The sequence below is a fragment of the Maribacter sp. MAR_2009_72 genome (assembly GCF_007827235.1).
Taxonomy (GTDB): Bacteria; Bacteroidota; Bacteroidia; order Flavobacteriales; family Flavobacteriaceae; genus Maribacter; species Maribacter sedimenticola.
Genome location: NZ_VISB01000001.1, coordinates 3,903,188 through 3,926,362, shown reverse-complemented (window position 1 = coordinate 3,926,362; position 23,175 = coordinate 3,903,188). Strand labels below are relative to the sequence as shown.

Below are 23,175 nucleotides of genomic sequence, written 5' to 3'. Positions count from 1 at the left end.
TTTTAAAGCTTTAAACTTAAACCTAATTGATATGTAATGGAGCTAGGTCTAGCTACATTTTGATCGGCATCTGCCCATTCCGGATCCCATCCTTCAAAATCCTTATTGGCAAAGACAAATGGGTTTAATACGTTAGCGTAGATTCTAAATCCTTTGATGTTTAGATCGTCAAGAACTTTTTGCCCAAACGAATAGCCTAAAGAAATATTCTTGATTTTCACGAAAGAAGCATCTCTGTAAAATCCGAAATCAGTTCCCCAAAACTGACCTTGACCACGTGGTCTAGGAATTTCATTTGATACCTGTACTGGAAGTCCGGCACCGTTTTCAGGAACATAATAACTGTCCCAATCCAAGTGATTACGTCCCCTATCATTAGGATCACCAAAGCTATCATTAAGAAAATCACTTCTGACCAAAACACCTTGAAGCGCTATAGCAGAGACGGTAAAATCAAAATTACCCACCGTTAGATTAGAGGTGATACCACCGATCCAATCTGGCTGCGTACTTCCAAGAACTACCCTATCATCATCCGGGTCAAAAACACCATCATTATTAATATCCCTTGGTCTGGCCTCACCTTCTTTCATGCCATAGGAAGCGGCTTCCGCAGCTTCACTTGCCTGCCAGACACCATCAAACACATAGTTATAGTGAGGTCTTAATGCTTCACCAATGAAAAAACCATTTCCTGGATCATCTTGCTCACTTTGGCCATATACGGACTCAAGTGCATTCGTGTTCTTACTAAAGGTAAAATTAGTTTCCCAAGTTACTTTTTCCGTTTGTATATTTCTTGTAACCAAAGAAACCTCTACCCCTTTATTGCTTAGAGACCCAACATTGTTGTTTATACTTCCTGCCCCAGTTTCAATAGGTAAATCTTGTTCAACAATTAAACCATCGGACAATCTATCATAAACATCTACACTACCAAAAATTCTATTTCTGAAGAAACCAAAATCAAGTCCAAAGTTTAATTCTCGAGTTCGTTCCCATGTTAAGAACCTATTGGCCAATTCATCGGCTACAAATCCGTTTGCCGCATTTCCGTTAAAATCATAATACGTTTGACTATCAACAGAATTTAAGGTAGAATATGGACTAACGTTATCATTACCGGTATACCCAATACTCGCCCTAAGCTTTAAGTTGTTAATGAAGCTTTCATCATTAAAAAAATCTTCTTCGGTAAGTTTCCAAGCCAAAGCCACCGATGGGAAATTTTGCCATTTATTACCTTCCGATAGTACAGAAGACCCATCCCATCTAATAGAAGCCGTTAATAAATACTTGTTCTTGAATGCGTAGTTTAAACGGCCCGCATAGGACATTAATGTATTTTTTCTAAAGCCCGAGCTTAAATTAAAGGTGTTCTGTGGTCCGGACCCTAAATTATACCATAATGTTTCAAATGGCTGTCCGCTAGAGAAAGCATAGGATTCTTCTGTTCTATTGCTATAGAAACTCTGTAACCCTAAGAAGCCAAATACATGATCCTCATTAAAAGTCTTGTTTATGTTGAATTGATTATCCCAGGTATAATTAAAGTTCTCCAGCTTGTCCAAGCTTGCCGTGTTGGTACCGCCATTAGATTGACCCACATAGGATTCCGCTCCATACGCCTCGCCAATGCGTCTATTCAATAAACCTGCAGAGAATGTAGTTTTAAAGGACAACCAATCTAAGGCCTTATATTCCGCAAACAAATTAGCCAAAGTTCTCCACCTTCTTACCTGTTGTTTGGAGTTGGCAATTTCCACCAAAGGATTTAAAGTACTTGTTTTGTTAAATGCCCAATCACCATTGGGGTAAGTAAGTTTTCCTGGCTGAAAGAATAGCTCCCCTACCAATTGATTACCATCTGCATCTATTGCCCATGGGGAAGCTAAGGGACTTAACCTTACGGCATCCCTAGCGGCCTGCTCACTACCCAGATCATTTACTTCATGCGATAAAGTTAAATTGGCACCCACAGAAAACTTATCACCGATATTATGCGTGGCACCCGCTTTAAACGTATACTTGTCTAAAGCTTCATTCTGCAAAAGACCTTCGTCCGATTGTAATCCTATGGCCAAATTATAGGCCATACCATTGTTTGCCCTACCATTAACCGAAACATAATTATTTTGAATACTCCCATCACGGTAAACTGCATCTGCCCAATCAAAATTAAAACCGGCATTAGCACGTTTAACCAATTCTGGGCTATTGTTGCTAGCCAAGGCAAAGTTATTTTCTGGAGTATCCCCTAACGGATCATTTTGATTCAAGTAAGCTGTTTGATGATATGCCCACCATTCTTGACCATCCATAAAGTCTGGAAATCTAGCTCTGCGAACTACCCCATAAGAACTTTCAAAAGAAACCGAAACCCCACCTTTTGCGGTTGCACCTCCTTTTGTAGTCACGATTACCACACCATTAGCACCTCTAGACCCATAAATAGCCGCTGAAGAAGCATCTTTTAATACATCTATACGTTCTATATCTTGTGGATTTAAAAAATCAATACCATCTGTGGGCACCCCATCTACAACAAACAAGGGTTGTGCATCCCCACTAAAGGAGTTGTTACCCCTGATATTGATATCAAAACCATCTCCAACACGACCCGTACTGTTGGTAATTACAACACCGGGTAAATTACCTTGAATCCCTTCTAAAGGATTATTAACGTTTCTTTGTGTGATTTGCTCATTGGACACACTAGTGACAGATCCGGTCAAATCAGCTTTTTTTACAGATCCGTAACCTACAACGACCACTTCATCCAAAGCTTGCGCATCTTCTTCTAAAGTAACATTTAGTTGCGTACGGTTGTTAACGGCAACCTCTTTTGCAGCAAAACCAATATAACTAACAACCAATACTGCATTATCTGTTGTTAATGTGATGGAAAAATTTCCATCAAAGTCTGTGACCGTACCATTTGAGGTACCTTTTTCAACCACATTTACCCCCGGCAAAGGTTCTTCGGTTGCCGTATCGGTAACAATACCGCTTACGGTAGTTCCTTGTTGGGAAAATGCATTATTACCCATTAAAAGGGTAAATAGCAATACTCCCGTAAAAAGCCGAAAATTGACTTTTACTTTTGTAATTTGTTGTTTCATAATAGTAATTAAGTGAGTGAATGATTAAGTTAATTTGTAATTGAGTTCATTTTTATTTCCTTTATATACATAGTTTAAAGTAAAAGCTCCCTAATTCAATGCGCTCCTTTAGGTGATGTCACCCATTAATATTAAAGGCAAATTCAAGTAGGTAGCAAAAGTCCTCTTACCGGATAAAAATTTATTTCTCTCCAAAAACTGTTGTTAATTTTTACAGCATTCTTACAAGAAACCATTATTAAAGCCGAAGCATTTAGTTTATGCTGGGATATACCTAGTTCATTGAAAAAGTTCATTCTCATAATGTCATAAAAAATTACATAAATAGTGTAATCGATTACGCAATTATAGCAAATAAAAAATACTTTAACAAAAATTTTATATAAAAAATTCAATTTTTAACAATAAAGTATCCGTTAATTTATTTAGTTATCGATTTTAGTTGCTTAATTTGATATATTCACAATATCCTATAATAGCTTATGTTAAAAGGGATTAAAACAAATTAGGAACAAGTACAATGACCATTTTTAATCAATTTTTAATTACAAAGTCCTGTAATACAATATATTCTTGGATATAAGAAGAAGTAAAACCAATATTAAAAAATACAAACATAAAGTACTTCCATGCCTTTAAGTATTACTGCATTTTTTTATTAATATTTTCGTTATAATGTATATAAAATTTTTTCCACCTTTAAATAAGCTAAAAACCGCTTAAAATATTTAAAATTAGTGCTAGTTTTTAAACATTTCCTTTATAATATGTAATCGATTATATAGTCAGACTTAAAATAGATGTCTACTTAAATGAGTCAATAAAATTGATACCAATAAGAAACCGCAAGTAAGTGACCCTATCAAAATATCTTTTATGAAAAAATCAATTTATTCGTATTTATTTACACTAAATTCAATTTTAATAGTTATAAATTATATTTACATTTACAAATAAAGTTTATACTAAAATTAATGTAATTTGTAATAATTGTTCATTTTGACACAGAACTAGTTTTATGTTTAATGTTTTGATTAGTATCAAATTAACAAGCGTAGTTAATAACGTAATTAAATATTTGTTATTTTTTATGATAATTTTCTTTTTATTTAATAAGCCCTAAGAGAATTATATTTTTCCGTTTTTTAAAATTTTATAAGATTTTTAAATCATATTAATTCTGTCTTAGAAAATGGTTTAAAAATAATTATACTGATTTAACGGCCAGAAGGAAGTTATAATCATCAAAAAAAGTCAAACTTAATAAACTATATAGACAATAACTTAAAATCACTATTAAACACACTAAAAAAGCGCAATCGATTACATCAACTAATAATCAAGAAGCACATCGTATGAAACACATTTTAAAAATTCGCTGGTTTTACTTACCAGCATCTTTATGGGCATTACTATATATGCTTAAGACAAGGTGGTTACAGGTACGGTTGCAGAAAAGTGTAGTGTTCCATTTGTAGAAGTATCCGTTGTAAAAAAGAATATTACAGCTGGTACATCAACAAATTTTGATGGTAATTATTCTATCTCAGCTCAAGTAGTCGAAACATTGGTATTCAACTAGCTTGGATACAAGATGAAAGTAGTTAAAATATAAATTGGAGATTTAGTTGCCCTTCTAATTGAGTTAGAAATATGTGTACAAAATATGATTAATCAAAAAAAAAAAACAAAAGTTAGTTGGGCAAAAGAACTACTGGAAAGCGATATCATAACATATTCAAAACAACATGTACTTAAAGGCCATGATAATTGGCTAATCAATTAAATGAACCCCTATGAAAAAAATGCGGATACTTTCAACAATTACAATTGCATTAATATGTAGTCTACTTTCTTTCTCTTGTAAAGAACAACCCAAAACAACTGAAAAAGCAGACGTTTTTGCACAGGCAGATTCAATTATTAAAAATATTCAAATTCCACAATTTCCGGATAAAGAATTCAACATAATGGATTTTGGAGCACTTGCGGATGGTAAAACCGATAACACCCAAGCGTTTATAAAAGCTATAGCTGAATGCTCCAATTCTCGAGGCGGCAAGGTCATAGTACCGGCCGGTGCATTTCTTACTGGACCAATTCACTTAAAAAGTAATGTAAACCTTCATTTAAATGAAGGGGCTACCGTATTGTTCAGTACGGACCAAAAAGCATATTTACCCATGGTCCATACTTCTTATGAAGGTGTAGAACTAATGAATTATTCCCCATTGATATATGCCTATAAACAAAAAAATATTGCTATAACCGGTAAAGGTACATTTGACGGACAGGCAGACAATGAAAATTGGTGGCCATGGTGCGGCAATAGTAAATATGGCCATGTTGAAGGTACCCCTCAGCAACGTGATGACCATAACTTACCCGCATTACGTAAAATGAACGAAGAAGGTACGCCGGTAGCAGAAAGAATATTTGGTGAGGGCCATCAGTTACGCCCCACTTTTTTAGAACCTTTTGAATGTGAAAATGTTTTGATACAAGGAGTTACATTTACAAACGCACCTTTTTGGGTTATACACCCTATAAAATCTAATTCAGTAACTGTAAATGGTGTCACTGTTCGTAGTCATGGACCAAATAATGATGGTTGCGACCCAGAATATTCTAAAAATGTACATATCGTCAATTGCACCTTTGACACCGGTGACGATTGCATTGCCATTAAATCCGGAAGAAATAATGATGGTAGGCGCGTAAATATCCCCAGTGAAAATATTGTGGTTGAAAATTGTATCATGAAAGATGGCCATGGTGGTGTGGTAATGGGTAGCGAAATTTCTGCAGGTGTTAGAAATGTATTCGTAAGAAATTGTAGTATGGACAGTCCTAACTTAGATAGGGCCATCCGTATAAAAACGAATACCCTACGTGGGGGGTTTGTAGAAAATGTCTTTGTAAGAAATATTAAGGTTGGGCAAGTAAAGGAAGCCGTGTTGCGCATTAATACCTATTACGGTATTTATGCCAATCAAGAAGGTGATTTTATTCCATCGATAAAAAATATTCATTTAGAAGATATTGAAGTTGAAAATGGTGGTGAATATGGGGTATTAATAAAAGGTAGGACAGAAAATCCTGTAAAGAACGTCACCTTTACCAATGTGCATATTAAAAATGCCAAGACACCACTTTCTGTTGAAAATTCAGAACCGGTACAGTTTACCAATAGTTCCATTAACGGTACGGCATACTAGTAAATTTTAAACCAACATTTTGTTATTAGAATTAAATGAAATTTTTTAGCGTACTTATTATCACTGTTCTCACAACCTTTTGCAGTGCACAAAGCAATGGGCCCAAAATATCAAGTACTTGGGTAGCGGATAATGGAGATGGCACGTATAAAAATCCTATACTGTATGCAGATTATTCAGACCCGGACGTAATTCGCGTAGGAAACGATTATTTTATGACCGCATCAAGTTTTAATGCAGCTCCCGGCCTACCAATTCTACATTCAAAAGACATGATTAATTGGGTGCTCGTCAATCATGCATTGCCAATGCAAGTACCCGTTGAAACCTTTAAGATACCCCAACATGGAAAAGGGGTCTGGGCTCCAAGTATTCGTTACCATAATGAAGAAATTTATATCTATTGGGGCGACCCGGATTTTGGTATTTACATGGTTAAAACTAAAGATCCTTTTGGAGAATGGGATAAGCCAGTGCTGGTAATGGAAGGTAAAGGTCTTATTGATCCCTCTCCCCTATGGGACGATGATGGTAATGCATATTTGGTACATGCTTATGCAGGAAGTAGAACCGGAGTAAAAAGTTTACTCTCCGTGAACAAAATGAATGTAGAAGGTACCAAAGTCCTGGACCAAGGAATTCATGTTTTTGATGGTCATGAAAACCATAAAACTGTTGAAGGCTCAAAATTCTATAAACGAAATGGCTATTACTATATATTCGCTCCTGCTGGTGGAGTCTCCACAGGGTGGCAGCTCATACTCCGTTCCAAGAATATTTATGGACCTTATGAAGAAAAAGTTGTATTGGAACAAGGTTCTACCACTATAAATGGCCCTCATCAAGGTGCGTGGGTAGAAACACAAACTGGAGAATCATGGTTCTATCACTTTCAAGATGTAGATGCCTATGGACGTATAGTTCACCTACAGCCAATGCAATGGAAAAATGATTGGCCTGTAATGGGTAAGGATTTGGATAAGAATGGTATTGGCGAACCAATCGCTACCTATAAAAAACCGGATGTTGGTAGTGCACATCATATCATTACACCGCAAGAAACCGATATGTTCACAAATTTTGGAATAGGATTGCAATGGCAATGGAATGCAAATCCAGAAGTGGTATGGCATGCAAAATTACCCGGTAATCATTTTTTAAGGTTGTTTGCTATAAAACTTCCGGCTGATGCTACTAATCTTTGGATGGTTCCCAATTTATTATTACAAAAATTTCCTGCGCCTACGTTTGAAGCCAGTACTAAAATTACATTGGTTCCGGAAGAAGCCGAACAAGGAAAATCTGCCGGACTGATTATCATGGGTATGGACTATGCTAAATTGAGTATTAAACATGATAGTAACGGGTATTTTCTAACACAAAACGTGGCGTTGAAGGCAGAAGAAGGGACACCGGAACAATTACAAGAAAAAGTAAGTCTTAAATCCAATTCAGTTTATCTAAAAGTGAACATTGAAGGGCCAGATGCAATGTGTCAATTTAGCTTTTCTGAAAATGGAAAAAAATATACCAAGATTGGTAAACCTTTTAAGGCGCAACCCGGCAAATGGATGGGTGCCAAAATAGGGTTGTTCTGTATAAGTACCCAAGAAGCTAAACGTGGCGGCTATGCTGATATTGATTGGTTTAAAATATCAAACTAAATGCACATAAATTTCTAACTATAATAAAACTTAAAATATGCAACAAAAGTCCAACAAGTTATACCATTTAAAAATTTGTATGGCTACCCTGTTCGTTGCATCATTTTACAATTGTACATCGGCAACAAAACAAGAGGTAAAGCCTAGGATCATTATCAGTTCTGATATTGGTGGTACAGATCCAGATGATTTTCAATCTGCCATTCATTTATTTATGTATGCAGACCGTTTTAATATTGAAGGACTTATTTCTTCTCCTTACGGAAATGGAAGGACAAGTGATTTTTTGGATATGATTGCCCTTTATGAAAAGGATTATGATAAGTTAAAAGTCAAGTCTGACGGCTTTCCTCTACCAGATGAATTAAGGAACGCTGTAAAACAAGGAGCTATAGATGCGGCACCATATAAAGGCTATTCCAATCCTACCGAAGGCTCTAATTGGCTTATAAAAAGTGCTAAAAAGAAAAGTGAACAACCATTATGGGTGCTGGTTTGGGGAGGTCTAGAGGATTTGGCACAGGCCCTTCATGACGCCCCTGAAATTAAAGAAAAAATAAAAGTATACTGGATCGGCGGACCCAATAAAAAATGGAGTGTAAATGCGTATGCCTACATAGCGGAACATCACCCAGACTTATGGATGATTGAAGCCAATGCTACATACAGAGGCTGGTTTATGGACGAAGATTCGTCAGAAGAATTGAAAGGTGATGTCTATTATGATAATTTTATAAAAGGTAATAGCGCTATGGGTAATGCTTTTAAAAATTATTACAATGGTGAAATAAAAATGGGCGACACCCCTTCCCTAGCCTATCTAATGCACGGAGATCCCAATGATCCAACCAGTGAAAGTTGGGGCGGCAGATTTTCTCCTATTGAACATAGCTCGCGAACTATTTTTGAAGGTAATAGCACAATCAATGATACCGTAACAGCCTATGCCGTTTTAGAGTATCGATTTAATGGCCCGTTATCCATAACATCAAAAGACTCTACTGCCTTCGAATTTACGGCAAACAACCAAACGTGGCCAGGATATTATGTTGATGACAAAACGTATGGTGTAAGATATTCTCCAAAAAAACCAGAAAAAGGTAATTATGTATCTCACAGCGATATTGAAGAATTAAATGGTCAAAAAGGTGCCTATGTAAGCATTACTCCATGGCCTGGAAAATTAGCTAATGACGACTATATGCTTGGCTCAAATTGGTACAGCGATATAAAAGATCCTAACTATTTTATTAAGGACCAACAGGGTGCTAAAACAGTTTCAAAACATAGAAAGGAATTTTTGGAAGATTGGGCAGAAAGATGGTCATGGCTAAAATAAATTCAATTAATTATGAATAAGAAAATAATCATAACCGGTATACTCTTTATAGGGATATTTACGATTAGTAGGGCACAATCAGAAGAGGTAAAACCTAGAATTATTGTTACCTCAGATGGTGAGATAGATGATGAATGCTCAATGGTTCGTTTTTTATTATATGCCAATGAATGGGATATTGAAGGAATAATAACTTCTAGTTCACAGTATCATTGGCATGGACATAGATGGGCAGGTGATGATTGGATAGACCCTTTTTTAAATGCCTATGAGAAAATTCACCCTAATTTAATACTACATGATAAAGCATACCCTTCTGCGGATTATTTAAAATCTATCAATTTTTTAGGAAATGTAGAAGACGAGGGCGAAATGGAAAGCATTACCCCTGGCTCACAACATATCGTAAAAGTATTATTAGATGAAACGGATAATAATCCCATCTGGCTACAAGCATGGGGCGGCACAAATACTATTGCAAGGGCTTTAAAAAGCATTGAGGAAGAACATCCAGATAAAATGGAGCAAGTTGCTAAAAAAATAAGATTCTATTTTATTTGGGAACAAGACAATACGTATCAAAAATATATTCTACCACATTGGGGAAAATATAACATTCCAACAATTATTTCTGACCAATTTATGGCAGTTGCATACTTCTGGGATAAGATTATGCCAAAGGATAAATTAAAATTTTTCAACTCGGAATGGATGACTACCAATATACTAGAAAATCATGGCCCACTTTGTTCATTATACGAAGCAGTAAAAAGTACCGATGATAAAGAAGGGTTTAGTGCTGGAGACCCAAAGACTAAAGGTTCTTTTAGGTCTGAAGGCGATTCGCCTGCTTTTTTTCATATGATTCCTACAGGCTTAAGGTCATTAGAATCACCTGGGTATGGGGGTTGGGGCGGTAGGTATGTAAACGTTCGGAATAATACGTGGCTAGATCCGGTTCCAGAACCCAACTATAGCTATCCTGAAGGAAGATGGTTCACCCAAACGGCCTGGGGTCGCAGTTATATGCGGAATACCTATCCAGAAAACCAGACCTTAATGGAACAATATTTTAAGCCCATTACCCGCTGGGCAGATGCATTACAAAATGATTTTGCGGCCCGTGCAGATTGGTGTATTGAATCCTATGACAATGCAAATCATCCGCCAGTAGTTAAACTTAATAGTAAATTGGATATTACCTCAACACCTGGGGCTACTATTGAACTTGACGCTAAGCATAGTTATGACCCAGATGGTAATGCACTTACATTTTCGTGGTGGAATTATAGTGAAGCAGGCTCCTACACCGGCACAATAAATTTATCACCTACCAATACAAGTAAATTGAGTTTACAAGTTCCAGCAGATGCCAAATCAGGGGACACTATTCATATTGTCTGTGAAGTAAATGATAATGGGAGCCCAAAACTAACAAGATATCAGCGTGTAATAATTACTGTTCAATGATGTAGTAAAATGAATCATCAACTAAAAAGGCACACTTATGAAACAGCTAACATTTAAACTTGTGGCAATGGTTTTCCTTGTAGGGTTACCATTAGCAAACAACGCTCAAACCCCTTGGCAAGACCATGGTAAATTGAAAGTATCAGAAAACAAACATTTTATAACACACGATGATGGTACGCCTTTTTTATGGTTGGGAGATACCGGTTGGGGTATGATACAACAATTGACCCGTGAAGAAATAGACACCTATTTAGATAATCGAAAAGCGCTAGGTTTTACAGTAATACAAACCGTAGCATTTTGGTTTCCACATGGCGGAGGAATGGATATGGGACCACATAATGCAGCCAATACCTATGGCTTTAGACCATTTTTTGGTCCGGCAGTTGCTCCAAACACCTCAGAGCCCTTGATAGTAAAAGGCGGAAGCAGTACTGCACCCAATGATTATTGGGATCACATGGATTATGCCGTTGAAGCAGTTAAAAAAAGAGGAATGTATTTGGCTCTATTACCTTGTTGGGGCAGAGCATATATTACACCACAAATGGGAGGAAATCAGCAAGAGTTCAATGAAGAGGAAGCAAGAATTTATGGTTCATTTTTAGGAAAACGCTATAAAGATGAACCCAATATCATATGGGTTTTGGGCGGTGATGCAAAAGCACAGCTAAATGGTTATGATAAGAACGTAAAGCAACAATCATGGGATAAGCGTGCTATTTTTAGGGCTATGGCAGAAGGACTTGCCCATGGTAAAACAGGACAAAAGCCAAAATGGAATGAAAAGCATGACGCGTGGAACGATTTATTTATAACCTTTCACCCAGATGGGGATGCCCCTGATAATTCATCGAACTGGTTTCATAAAGATGAATGGCTCACAGCAAATGGTGTAGAAGTGTGGAGAGAAATAGACCAAGTTTTCCCTACCATGCTACGTGATTACGAACTTAACGAACCTACAAAACCAAGCCTTTTTCTTGAAGGATCTTATGAATATGGTTCTTATAAACATGAATGTGGTTGGTCTACCCCTCTTCGTGTACGCAGACAATTTTTCTACACTTTTTTTGCAGGCGGTGCAGGCCACACTTACGGTGCAGGCCCCATATGGTCTATGCGCGGAAATGAAGGAGATTACAATTGTGGGTATATATGGAAGCAGGCCCTTGAATTTCCTGCAGCTAAACAATTAACAAGTATCAACAAACAATTTCTTTTGGAGCATAACTGGCAAAATTGGGTCCCCAATGGCAACATAATTTCTGGAGTTGGCCAAGGGGAAAGTTTAAAAACAGCCGTAACCTCCACTACGAAGGATATGGCATTGGTTTACTTTTCCAACAACTCGGTTTGTGAGGTCAGTAATATATTACCCAAGAATGCAACGGCCTATTGGTTTTATCCAAGAAATGGGGAAAGGGAACCTATAAAGAATTTTAATGCGTCTGAATCCAGAAATATGCTGCCACCGAGTGGATGGGAAGATGCCATTTTAGTGCTTAGAACAGACAATTGATTTAATACAAAATAATGGAACCACTACTATGTAGAAAAAAAATGGGGACGAAGATTTTTTTGAGGTCAAAATTAAAGGTGATTCTTTATTCGGTATTGTTTTTAATAACGGCATGCTGTTCATATGCCCAAGAAAAAACCAGAATTGTAGTTCTAACGGATATTGGTGGCGATCCAGATGACCAAATGTCTTTAGTCCGTTTTTTAACATATGCCAATCATTTTGATGTAGAAGGTATTATAGCTACTCCTTACGGAGGAAATAATTCCATTGAAAAAAAATATATAGATAATATAGTACGTGCTTATGGCAAGGTCAGAGATAATTTAGAGTTACATGAACCAGGGTTTCCTACAGAAAATAAACTCATATCATCTATTTCTGAAGGTATTGCATTAAAGGGCATGGATGGTGTAGGAAAAGGAAAAGATTCCCAAGGTTCTGAATTGCTCATAAATACAGTTGACAAAGAAGATGATCGGCCATTGTGGGTTACGGTTTGGGGTGGACCAAATGTATTGGCACAAGCTCTTTGGAAAGTACGTGATACCAGGTCAAAACAAAAATTACTAAAATTTGTCTCCAAACTTCGTGTATATGCAATTTCAGATCAAGATAATAGTGGTCCATGGATAAGAAAAGAATTTCCAGAGCTGTTCTATATTGTTACTCCCGGCATTAATGCTGGAGGCGGTTTCCACCACGCCACTTGGATAGCAATTGGGGGGGATAAATTTCATGGAAGATTTGATGGAGCCGATTTTTCACTAGTTACCAATGAGTGGTTAGAAAAAAATATAAGAGAAAAAGGACCATTAGGGGCTATGTACCCTAATTGGAAGTACATGATGGAAGGTGATTCACCATCTTTCCTTTATTTAATAAATAATGGGCTGAATACTCCAGAGCGTCCAGATTGGGGTGGCTGGGGTGGTCGGTATGAACTATATATACCTAAAACTGAAAAATGGTTCATAGAACCGGAAACAAGACCTATTTGGACAAATGTTCAAGATGAAGTCTTTGGTTTTGATGGAGAATGGCATACCACAAACCACGCAACCATATGGCGATGGCGAAATGCCTATCAAAATGACTTCTCTGCCCGGATGGACTGGACTATAAAATCATACGACGAAGCAAATCACCCACCGATTATAACATTAGATCATCCGGAATATATTAATGCTAAGCCAGGAGAAATAGTAAAATTAAGCGCTACTAGTTCTATTGATCCAGATGGTGATTCCCTTTCTTATGAATGGTTTTGTTATGAAGAAGCTGGAACGCGTGCCATGTCTAATTCAAGCACTGGTATCAAGCATGATATTAATGACCATGATCAACCAAAAGCATGGCTGAAAATAAAAAAAAGTCGGGTAATGCCACCAGGAACAGGAACTATGCATATCATCCTTGCCGTTACGGACCATGGCACTCCAAGACTTACAAGGTATAAGCGGGTAATTATTAATGTAGAAAAGTAAACAACCATTATTATGAGAATAAAGAGATATTTAATTCTTTCAGGAATCTTGTTTTTTGTAACATACTCTTGGGGGCAACAATTGGCTTTCCCTTCTGCGGAAGGTTATGGAAAATATACTGTTGGTGGTCGTGGTGGGGCTGTACTGGAAGTAACCAATTTAAAAGATTCCGGTGAAGGTAGTTTACGCGCGGCCATTGAAACGGAAGGACCCAGAACGGTAGTATTCAAGATTTCAGGAACCATTAAATTAGAAAGCGACCTCCGTATTAAAAACCCGTTTATAACCATAGCTGGGCAAACTGCGCCAGGTGATGGTATAACCCTGCGCGGATATCCATTACTTATTGATGCCGATGAGGTTATTATACGTTATATCAGGGTAAGGTTAGGAGATGAATCTGGTGACGATACCGATGCCATAACCAGTAGATACACCAAAAATTTAATCTTAGATCATGTTTCCGCAAGTTGGAGTGTTGATGAAACCATGTCTATTTATCATGGCGAATATGTTACGGTACAATGGTGTATCGTTTCAGAAAGTTTATATATGTCCAACCATAAAAAAGGTAGCGATCATGGTTATGGCGGCATTTGGGGTTCAAACTACAGTACCTATCACCATAATTTAATTGCAAGTCACTCCAGTAGAAATCCACGGTTTGCTTCTGGTGCAAAAAATGTAGATTACCGTAACAATGTGGTTTACAATTGGGGCTATAAAGGCACATATGGCGGTGAAGTCGTACAGGTAAAAAACGAAGAACGTTTTGGTTTCACAAATGTAAATATGGTCGCCAATTATTACAAACCCGGACCCGCTACGGTGGCAGGCTATGTTAGACAACAACTAGCAAACCCTTGGTCCCGTAACGGAGAAGATGATTATGGCAATTGGTACATTGCCAATAATGTTATGGTAGGTAGTAAAGAAGTTACTGCGGACAATTGGAAAGGTGTATTTCCATCCCTTACGGCAATTAAGGATGTTCAAGCATATAAAGAAATTAATTTAGAAGCTATACCAAGTTTAAAACTAGATGAACCGTGGCCGGCAATGCCGATTAAGGAAGAAACTGCAGAAATGGCCTATGAGAATGTTTTAAAAAATGCGGGAGCTATTCTACCTAAACGCGATGTTGTAGACCAACGTATAATCAATGAAACAAAAAGCGGTACGGCCACATTTGAAGGAACCAGCTATAAAAAACAACATAAGGTAATGGACCCCTCAAAAAAAACGGGAATTATAGATAGCCAAACCGAAGTTGGCGGTTGGCCTTTATTAAAAAGTTTACCTACACCAAAGGATAATGATCATGATGGTATAGCAGATTTATGGGAATTGGACAATGGATTAGATCCTGCAAATGCCTTAGATAGAAATTTGGTCAATACAGAAGGTTATACCATGTTAGAAGTCTATTTAAACAGTATAACGAACTAAAGACGAGGACTAGACGAACCTTAAAAATTTAATTTCTTATTTTAACCTATGTATTTTCAATTTATAAATAATGCAATAACAATGGCTTTACTATTTAAGGATAGGAATACCCGTTATTGTTTTATAGATTTTATACAAAACTTTTGCAAACAATATAAGTAACCACCATAAACCTGATTCAATACTTGATATTTAAATATCTTAGCGAAATAAAATGCCCATTCAATAGTATCCGTAAATACATGGCTATACTTTTGAACGACAATTTTTATATCAAATTTGGATTATTTATCCACCCCTAAAAAGAATGACCAAGAAAACCACTATTTACGATATTGCCAAGAAGCTAAATATCACTGCCGCCACTGTATCCAGGGCCTTAAACAACAACCCTAGAATCAGTAAAAACACCAGGGAGTTAGTGCTTGCAACGGCGGCCAAAATGAACTATAAGCAAAATCGTCTGGCATTGGCACTTAAAAGTGGGAAGAGTAAAAATGTGGGTGTGGTTGTCCCTTACATTAACAGAAACTTCTTTTCATCGGTCATAAGGGGTATTGAAGATGAATTATATCCAAAAGGATATCATGTAATTATCTCTCAAACTCATGAAGATAAAGATAGAGAGCTGAAAATAATTCAAAATTTATTGAACGCACAAGTAGATGGAATTCTATTATCCACATCGTATACTAGTGAAGAAAAAGAAAGATTAGATAGCGTGTTAAAAAAATCTACACCCTTCATATTCTTTGATCGAAAACCCAACATACCTGATATTAGTTCCGTAACTATTGACGATTATCAAGGGGGCTACGATGCAACCAAGCATTTAATTGACCAAGGGTGCAAAAAAATTGCCCACTTTTATGTGAGTAATGGACTTGAGCTTTATAAAAATCGATTACAAGGCTATAAAAATGCGCTCTTAGAAAATGGTTTAAAATTTAAACCTGAGTACGTCATACCTTTGAAAAGTGATATTGAAGCGGGAATGGAAGCGGCCAAGGCCTTAATGAAATTACCTGAACCTCCAGATGCTATCTTCTCATCCACGGATAACGGATTATTGGGTGCTGTTAAATATTTACAGGACCTATCAATTAAGATTCCTGAAGATTTCTGCGTGGTTGGTTTTAGTAATGAACCTTTTACCCAATTCATGAACCCATCCATTAGTTCCGTAGATCAGTCTCCGGTTGAAATGGGTAGAATGGCAGCAAAAGTATTTTTGGAACAAATGGATAACGATCAGTCCATAAAAATCCACAAAAAAGTGGTGCTTCCCATAAAATTGGTGGTTAGAAAATCTTCTAGTAGAAAAAGTTGAAGCTATGATATAGGCTTATAATGAAACGCCTCTTTTCCAAGGTATAAAATCATCTTGCCCCAATTGGTCCGCCTTTGCCTCTATGGTACCACTTGCCACATTGATTACATATTCCAAAATTTCCTCGCCCATTTCTTGAATGGATTTTTCACCTCGGATGACAGCGCCCGTGTCAATATCGATAATATCCGGCATACGCTCTGCTAGTATTGTATTTGAGGAAACTTTAAGCACCGGGGCAATAGGATTTCCCGTAGGCGTACCCAGACCTGTAGTAAACACGACAATATTTGCTCCTGAACCAACCATACCGGTTGTACTTTCCACATCGTTACCTGGCGTGCATAACAAATTTAGCCCAGGTTTGGTAACATATTCCCCATAATCCAATATGGACACAATGGGCGATGTACCCCCCTTTTTGGCGGCGCCCGCGGATTTCATGGCATCGGTTATTAAGCCGTCCTTAATATTCCCTGGTGATGGGTTCATATCAAAACCAGAACCGGCCGCTTCTGCAGAGGCTTCATAAGCTTTCATGAGTTGCATAAAACGTTTTGCATCATCATCATTTACGCATCTATTCACCAACTCCTGCTCCACTCCACATAGTTCAGGAAATTCAGAAAGTATAGGTGAACCTCCAACAGCTGCAAGAATATCTGAAGCATATCCTAATGCCGGATTTGCAGAAATTCCAGAAAAACCATCAGACCCACCACATTCCAATCCCAATTTTAATTTTGAAATAGAGGCTGGTTTTCGTTGAATGGCATTAGCTGCTTTTATACCCGCAAAAGAATCTTTAATAATGGTATTAAGCATCTCATCAACCGTACCCATTTGTTGCTGCTCATAAATTAGAACAGGTTTATCTAAATTGGAGTCGATATCTTTTAATGCATTCTTTAATAAATCTATTTGCAAATTTTGACAACCAAGGCTCAATACGGTTGCACCGGCCACATTGGGATTTTTTACGTAACCCGCTAAAAGTTTGGCCAATGTTTGTGAATCTTGGCGTATACCCCCACAACCCCCTTGATGGGTAATAAACTTAACATCAACATTATCAAAGGTTTCGGTACCGGTTTCCGTTTTTCCATCGTTAAAATCAGCATCTTTTCCGTTGATAAGGTTACGCAGTAATTGTCTTTGTTTACGTTCCCTGCCCATAGAAAGTTCCTTTTCAAAAACCTCTTTAAGTACCTCAATATTTCTATTTTCACAGAAAACCAATGGAAAAAATAACCACACATTTTGTGTGCCTACTTGCCCGTCTGGTCTATGATAGCCCATAAAGGTTCTATCTTTCCATTTTGATATATCTGGCGCTTTCCATGTAACCCTCTTGGTCCTTTGGGTTACAACATTACTCTGGTGAACTATATTTTCAGTGGTAAGAACATCGCCCTTTTTTATAGGATATAATGCTTTTCCTACCAGCACCCCATACATAATAATTTGACTGTTCTTCTCTAGATCGGTTAAAGCAATTTTATGCTTAGCTTTAGTATTGGACAATAGTATGATTTCCTCCCCATTAAACTGTACACGGTCACCTTGTACCAAGTCTACCAGGGCTACCGCCACATTATCTTCCTCTTGAACTTTAATCAATTTTTTCTGCATGGAGATTTTTTTTAGACTAACCTATTTTTGAAAAACCTTCTTTAATTCCATATTTCTCGATCATTTCCAATGATTTGGCAACCGCATCCGTTAATCCTTGTACCGTATTCAAATCCTTGCCCCAATATGATTGTTTTGCCAAAACCTGTTTAGCCACGTTCCTAACGTTATCAAACTGCCAAATACTTAACATTTCCGCGACAATTTCCCGATCATCATTGATCGGCAGTTGTTTACCATTGTAAGCTCCTTTATAAAAGCGGATCAAGCAAGCAAAAGCAAAAACTGTACGCATTGGTAGTTTACCTTTACGCTGTACGTACTCCAACAAGCTTGGCAATACCCTTACCTTAAACTTGGAAACGGAATTTAGGGCTATACTGGACAATTGGTGTACCACGAACGGATTCCTGAAACGATCAAACACAGCGTTGGCAAATGTTTCCAACTCTACTTGTTCCATGTCCAAGGTAGGAATGATTTCCTCAAAGACCAATGATCTTATAAACGGTCCCGTGAAATCTTCATCTACGGTCTCTTTTACGGTTTCATTACCATACAGCAGTGAAAAAGGAACCATAGCAGTATGTGCGCCATTTAAGATACGAACTTTTCGTGTTCTAAACGGTTGCATATCCTCTACGATTTTAACATCCAAATCTGTTTTATGAAAGGGAAGTTTTTGTCTTAATAACTCATCCCCTTCAATAACCCATAAGAAAAAAGTCTCGGCGCTAACAATCAAATTATCCAAATAGTCCAATTGCTTATTATAATCTTCAATTTGATCGCGAGGATATCCGGGTACTATCCGATCTACCAAAGTATTGTGGAACGAACAACTTTTCAGCAACCAATATTTAAAATCATCGGATAAATTCCATAATGAAATGTAGTCCAGAATAATCTGTTTTAGGGTATCTGAATTATGATTGATCAGTTCACACGGTATGATCGTTAATCCTTTTTCTTCCGCACCATCAAAATATGTGAAACGTTCATATAATAATCTGGTCAATTTTGCCGGAAATGAATTTGGAGGGGTCATATGCATCGTATCCGTTTCTACATACGCTATACCGGCTTCTGTGGTATTGGAAACTATAAATTGTAATTCTTCTTCCTTGCCCAAATCTAAATATGAGGCAAAATCCTTATATGGATCTATACCTTTAACAATATTGGTGATCAATTCTTTTTCCTCTATTTCCTTACCGTCCTTAATTCCTTTTGTAAATAAGGTATACAGTCCATCTTGATCGTTCAACATTTGCACCATTCCCTTATCAATAGGCTGTACTACGGCAATACCTGCATTAAATCCGGTTTTCTTGTTTAACGTTTGGAACGCGTATTCTACAAAAGCCCTAAGGAAGTTACCCTCTCCAAATTGGACGATCTTTATAGGTAAAGTAGAAGGTTCCCCTGCATTTTTTCTATTTAGTTTCTGCATGATTTTATTTCAGATAGATGATTCTTAAAGATCGAATAGGCTAGGCAACCACAAACTCAATTGAGGTATATAGGTTACCAAGAATAATGCAACGATCATAGCTATAAATAGCGGCAACAATGGTTTAAATACTTTTTCTATGGTGGTTTTGGCCACCCCGACCCCAACAAAGAGCACCGATCCCACGGGGGGAGTACAAAGACCTATACAAAGATTTAGGACCATAATGATTCCAAAATGTACGGGATCAAGTCCTAATTTGGTTACCACAGGTAAAAAGATGGGGGTAAAAATGAGGACAGCCGGTGTCATATCCATGAAAATGCCCACAAATAATAACAATAGATTGATAATCAATAGAATTACGATTTTGTTGTCACTTAAACTTAATAGTCCACTACTAATGTCCTGGGGTATGTTCTCATAGGACAAGGCCCATGACATACACATAGAAGATCCTATCAATAACATTACAATTGCTGTGGTTGCGGAGGAATCCAGTAGTATTTGAGGAAGGTTCTTAAAATCGATTTCCTTATATACAAATCCAAGTATCAAGCTGTACAACACTGCAATTGCCGAAGCTTCCGTAGCAGTAAAAATGCCGGTAACTATACCGCCAATAACCACTACGAGCATAAATAAACTTGGCATTGCATCGATAAAGGTTTTGCTTACTTCCTTTAACGAACTTCGTTTCCCTATTTTATACTTTTTCTTTTTTGCCCAAAACGCCGCAACGATCATCAAAAATAATCCGGTCATGATACCGGGAATATATCCTGCCAAGAACAAGGCTGCAATAGATGCCCCTCCACTGGCCAGGGAATATACGATAAGCACATTACTGGGTGGAATAATTAAGCCCGTTGTGGCCGATGTAATATTTACCGCGGCGCCAAATTCTTTGGAATAACCTTCCTTTTCCATTTCAGGGCCTAGGATACTTCCCATTGCGGAAGCGGAAGCCATTGCCGATCCAGCTATGGCGCCCATTAACATGGCCGCAATGACATTGATAAGTGCCAGTCCGCCCGGTAATGATCCCACCAACGTTTTGGCAAATGCTATAAGCCGGTTTGCAATACCGCCCTTGTTCATAAGCTCTCCCGATAATATAAAGAACGGAATGGCCAAAAGCGCAAAACTATCCAGACCTGTGGCCATACGCTGAGATACAGTGGTAAAAGCAGGCATTGCCGGTATACTTACCAACATAGTCAATAATGAAGATATGGCAATGCTCCATGCAACCGGTGTACCAATAGCCAGCAGGCAAACAAAACTTATGACCAATACGAGTATAGGAATTTGCTCCATCATAATTCTTTAGTATTTAAATCCGAAATTTTGTAATACATGATCAACAATCCACTTATAGGAATAATAATATAAACCAAAGCCAATGGTACCTGTAATGCTGGGGATTGTTGTCCTAAAACATAGGATATATATACCAATCTAGACCCCCCAATTACAAATGCAAAAAAGACAAATAGAATAACCAGCATGGTTACAATGGTCTTTAGTTTTTTTTGTGTTTTTTTATTTTGGCGCATGGGCAAAATATCTATGGCCACATGTAAATTTCTGCCGGAAACATATGCGGCTCCTAAAACACCGATCCATATCATTAAATATCTGGCTAATTCATCGGTAAAGGAGCTAGGGTTACCGGTTACGTACCTTGTAAACACCTGCCATAATACGTTAATGACCATTACGGCCATAATTACGATCAATGTTCTGCTTAAAACAGCATCTATTTTACGTCTCATTACTTTATTGGGTTTCTTGAATTTTTTTGATCAAAGGGTATATTTCTGCGTCATCCTTATAACTTTCATAGATGCCCTGTACTTTCTCGGCAAACAAGGTTTTATCCGGTCTACTGACTACAACGCCTGCCTTTTGCACCTCGCGCAATGCCTCTGCCTCTGCCTCTGCCCAAAGAATACGTTGATACTTTACGGACTCTTTCACCGCTTGACTTAACCACATTTGTTCTTGTTGAGACAACTTGTTCCAAACATAGGTGCCTATGAGTAACACATCTGGCAGCACCGTATGCTCATCCAAGGAATAATATTTACAGACTTCATAATGACGGGAGAGATAAAAACTTGGCGGATTATTCTCGGCACCGTCCACAACCCCCTGTTGTAAGGAAGTATATAACTCTCCCCAAGAAATTGGTGTAGGCGATCCACCTAGGGCCTTAACCATATTTACGGCAGTAACACTTTCCATAACCCTTATTTTCTCCCCTTCAAGGTCTGCTGGTTTTTCTATAGGTTTGTTCATCGTATAGAAACTACGACTACCGGCATCATAATAACCCAAGCCCTTTAGCCAGTATTTTTCACCTTCGTTCAATAACATTTGACCAATAGGTCCGTCAAGGACATTAAAAGAATGTTGTCTATCTCTAAACAAAAACGGAAGACCTAGAACCCTGGTTTTAGGTGCAAAATTTTCAAGTACACCTACGGATACTTTTGTCATGTCAAGACTACCAATTTGTAATAGTTCCAAACATTCCCGCTCCGTACCTAGCTGTTGGCTGGGATAGATCTCCAATTTAAGTCTACCACCCGAACGCTCCAGTAAATCTTCCCCCATTTTCACCATAGCCTTATGGACAGAATGACTTACGTCTAATCCATGCCCTAGACGGATTGTTTTTGTTTCATTGTCCACACCACATCCAAAAAAGGTTATGGTACATATTAATAGGGTTAAAAAACTTTTGCGTGTCATCATTTTAATTTGATCTGATCTTTTTAATAAGTGCCATGGCATCTGCCACTTTTTTTTCTAGACCTGCATAATCCTTATTGGCAAGCACATCCTTACTGATCAATTGGGAACCCATACCAACACAGGTTACACCGGCATCAAACCAACCTTTAAGGTTACTTTCCTCCGTGCTTACGCCACCTGTTGGCATAACACTGGTCCAAGGTTGTGGTCCTTTAATTGCCTTTACAAATCCGGGTCCATAGGTAGAGCCCGGAAACAGTTTAATGATTTCACATCCTAATTCTTCCGCTCTATTGATCTCTGCCAAAGAGCCACATCCTGGTGACCATAATACCTTTCTTCTATTGCATGCAATGGCAATATCTTCACGTAAGGAAGGGGTTACTATGAAATTTGCGCCCATCTGCATATAAAAACTTGCGGCGGCGGCATCGGTAATAGAACCAACACCCATGATCATGCCCGGTAATTCATTTACCGCAAATTTGTTCAATTCCAAAAATACTTCAAAGGCAAAATCGCCCCTTGCCGTAAACTCCATCAATCTAGCCCCGCCATCATAGCAGGCTTTCATAACTTTTTTTCCTAGCTCTATGTCCGGATGGTAAAATAAAGGTACCATACCGGTTTCCTTCATTACCGCCGCAACTTCCAATCTTGTATATTGTGCCATCTTATTTTTCTGTACTTTAAAATTGGCCGCTACCTGTACATCAAGTACCG

General features: G+C 37.8%; 15 protein-coding genes. 8 read left to right on the top strand and 7 right to left on the bottom strand.

Annotated elements, in window-relative coordinates; genetic code table 11:
- Positions 1 to 2 precede the first annotated feature (2 nt).
- Positions 3 to 3,122 carry a SusC/RagA family TonB-linked outer membrane protein gene (locus JM81_RS16455; RefSeq protein ID WP_144805012.1) on the bottom strand — a complete coding sequence of 1,040 codons (3,120 nt, stop codon included), beginning with the start codon at positions 3,120 to 3,122 and terminating at the stop codon, positions 3 to 5.
- A gap of 1,796 nt (positions 3,123 to 4,918) precedes the next feature.
- Here JM81_RS16455 and JM81_RS16450 point away from each other — a divergent pair.
- From JM81_RS16450 to JM81_RS16415, 8 genes are all read left to right on the top strand, one after another.
- Positions 4,919 to 6,340: a glycoside hydrolase family 28 protein gene (locus JM81_RS16450; RefSeq protein ID WP_144805011.1), complete on the top strand. Its 1,422-nt coding sequence runs from the start codon at positions 4,919 to 4,921 to the stop codon at positions 6,338 to 6,340.
- 35 nt (positions 6,341 to 6,375) lie between these two features.
- A complete protein-coding gene (locus JM81_RS16445) occupies positions 6,376 to 8,004 on the top strand; it encodes a glycoside hydrolase 43 family protein (RefSeq protein ID WP_144805008.1) in 1,629 nt (542 codons plus the stop codon).
- Positions 8,005 to 8,041: 37 nt separating this feature from the next.
- Entirely contained in the window at positions 8,042 to 9,343 is a 1,302-nt protein-coding gene (locus JM81_RS16440; protein WP_222430312.1) for a nucleoside hydrolase-like domain-containing protein, read from the top strand.
- 12 nt (positions 9,344 to 9,355) lie between these two features.
- The gene (locus JM81_RS16435) at positions 9,356 to 10,813 is read left to right on the top strand and encodes a DUF1593 domain-containing protein (RefSeq protein ID WP_144805006.1); all 1,458 of its coding nucleotides are present in this window, start codon (positions 9,356 to 9,358) and stop codon (positions 10,811 to 10,813) included.
- A 37-nt stretch (positions 10,814 to 10,850) separates the two neighbouring features.
- Positions 10,851 to 12,338, top strand: a complete 1,488-nt coding sequence (locus JM81_RS16430; RefSeq protein WP_144805004.1) for a DUF4038 domain-containing protein — start codon at positions 10,851 to 10,853, stop codon at positions 12,336 to 12,338.
- A 41-nt stretch (positions 12,339 to 12,379) separates the two neighbouring features.
- A complete protein-coding gene (locus JM81_RS16425) occupies positions 12,380 to 13,825 on the top strand; it encodes a nucleoside hydrolase-like domain-containing protein (RefSeq protein ID WP_144805002.1) in 1,446 nt (481 codons plus the stop codon).
- A 12-nt stretch (positions 13,826 to 13,837) separates the two neighbouring features.
- Positions 13,838 to 15,274, top strand: coding sequence for a polysaccharide lyase family 1 protein (locus JM81_RS16420; protein ID WP_186435597.1), 1,437 nt, complete (start codon positions 13,838 to 13,840; stop codon positions 15,272 to 15,274).
- Between the two features lie 307 nt (positions 15,275 to 15,581).
- Complete coding sequence (locus JM81_RS16415) at positions 15,582 to 16,604, top strand: LacI family DNA-binding transcriptional regulator (RefSeq protein ID WP_144805000.1); 1,023 nt, start codon at positions 15,582 to 15,584, stop codon at positions 16,602 to 16,604.
- Between the two features lie 15 nt (positions 16,605 to 16,619).
- Here JM81_RS16415 and JM81_RS16410 read toward each other — a convergent pair whose 3' ends face one another.
- Genes JM81_RS16410 through JM81_RS16385 form a run of 6 tightly spaced genes read right to left on the bottom strand, consistent with a single transcriptional unit; the run spans position 16,620 to position 23,125 of the window.
- Complete coding sequence (locus JM81_RS16410) at positions 16,620 to 18,236, bottom strand: UxaA family hydrolase (protein ID WP_144804998.1); 1,617 nt, start codon at positions 18,234 to 18,236, stop codon at positions 16,620 to 16,622.
- Between the two features lie 16 nt (positions 18,237 to 18,252).
- Positions 18,253 to 19,689, bottom strand: coding sequence for a tagaturonate reductase (locus JM81_RS16405; protein ID WP_144804996.1), 1,437 nt, complete (start codon positions 19,687 to 19,689; stop codon positions 18,253 to 18,255).
- A gap of 24 nt (positions 19,690 to 19,713) precedes the next feature.
- Positions 19,714 to 21,009, bottom strand: coding sequence for a TRAP transporter large permease (locus tag JM81_RS16400; protein WP_089259780.1), 1,296 nt, complete (start codon positions 21,007 to 21,009; stop codon positions 19,714 to 19,716).
- Positions 21,009 to 21,467, bottom strand: a complete 459-nt coding sequence (locus JM81_RS16395) for a TRAP transporter small permease (protein WP_261375112.1) — start codon at positions 21,465 to 21,467, stop codon at positions 21,009 to 21,011. Before JM81_RS16395 ends, JM81_RS16400 begins: the two co-directional genes overlap by 1 nt.
- A gap of 4 nt (positions 21,468 to 21,471) precedes the next feature.
- Positions 21,472 to 22,452, bottom strand: a complete 981-nt coding sequence (locus JM81_RS16390; protein ID WP_218822479.1) for a TRAP transporter substrate-binding protein — start codon at positions 22,450 to 22,452, stop codon at positions 21,472 to 21,474.
- Position 22,453: 1 nt separating this feature from the next.
- Positions 22,454 to 23,125 (bottom strand): bifunctional 4-hydroxy-2-oxoglutarate aldolase/2-dehydro-3-deoxy-phosphogluconate aldolase, encoded by a 672-nt coding sequence (locus JM81_RS16385; RefSeq protein ID WP_144804994.1) that lies wholly within the window; start codon positions 23,123 to 23,125, stop codon positions 22,454 to 22,456.
- Between the last annotated feature and the right edge of the window lie 50 nt (positions 23,126 to 23,175).

Coding starts and splice junctions, on each gene's coding strand:
- JM81_RS16455 (WP_144805012.1), bottom strand. CDS start 3,122: ATGAAACAACAAATTACAAAAGTAAAAGTCAATTTTCGGCTTTTTACG.
- JM81_RS16435 (WP_144805006.1), top strand. CDS start 9,356: ATGAATAAGAAAATAATCATAACCGGTATACTCTTTATAGGGATATTT.
- JM81_RS16420 (WP_186435597.1), top strand. CDS start 13,838: ATGAGAATAAAGAGATATTTAATTCTTTCAGGAATCTTGTTTTTTGTA.
- JM81_RS16410 (WP_144804998.1), bottom strand. CDS start 18,236: ATGCAGAAAAAATTGATTAAAGTTCAAGAGGAAGATAATGTGGCGGTA.
- JM81_RS16415 (WP_144805000.1), top strand. CDS start 15,582: ATGACCAAGAAAACCACTATTTACGATATTGCCAAGAAGCTAAATATC.
- JM81_RS16450 (WP_144805011.1), top strand. CDS start 4,919: ATGAAAAAAATGCGGATACTTTCAACAATTACAATTGCATTAATATGT.
- JM81_RS16390 (WP_218822479.1), bottom strand. CDS start 22,452: ATGATGACACGCAAAAGTTTTTTAACCCTATTAATATGTACCATAACC.
- JM81_RS16395 (WP_261375112.1), bottom strand. CDS start 21,467: ATGAGACGTAAAATAGATGCTGTTTTAAGCAGAACATTGATCGTAATT.
- JM81_RS16445 (WP_144805008.1), top strand. CDS start 6,376: ATGAAATTTTTTAGCGTACTTATTATCACTGTTCTCACAACCTTTTGC.
- JM81_RS16400 (WP_089259780.1), bottom strand. CDS start 21,009: ATGGAGCAAATTCCTATACTCGTATTGGTCATAAGTTTTGTTTGCCTG.
- JM81_RS16430 (WP_144805004.1), top strand. CDS start 10,851: ATGAAACAGCTAACATTTAAACTTGTGGCAATGGTTTTCCTTGTAGGG.
- JM81_RS16405 (WP_144804996.1), bottom strand. CDS start 19,689: ATGCAGAAACTAAATAGAAAAAATGCAGGGGAACCTTCTACTTTACCT.
- JM81_RS16425 (WP_144805002.1), top strand. CDS start 12,380: ATGGGGACGAAGATTTTTTTGAGGTCAAAATTAAAGGTGATTCTTTAT.
- JM81_RS16385 (WP_144804994.1), bottom strand. CDS start 23,125: ATGGCACAATATACAAGATTGGAAGTTGCGGCGGTAATGAAGGAAACC.
- JM81_RS16440 (WP_222430312.1), top strand. CDS start 8,042: ATGCAACAAAAGTCCAACAAGTTATACCATTTAAAAATTTGTATGGCT.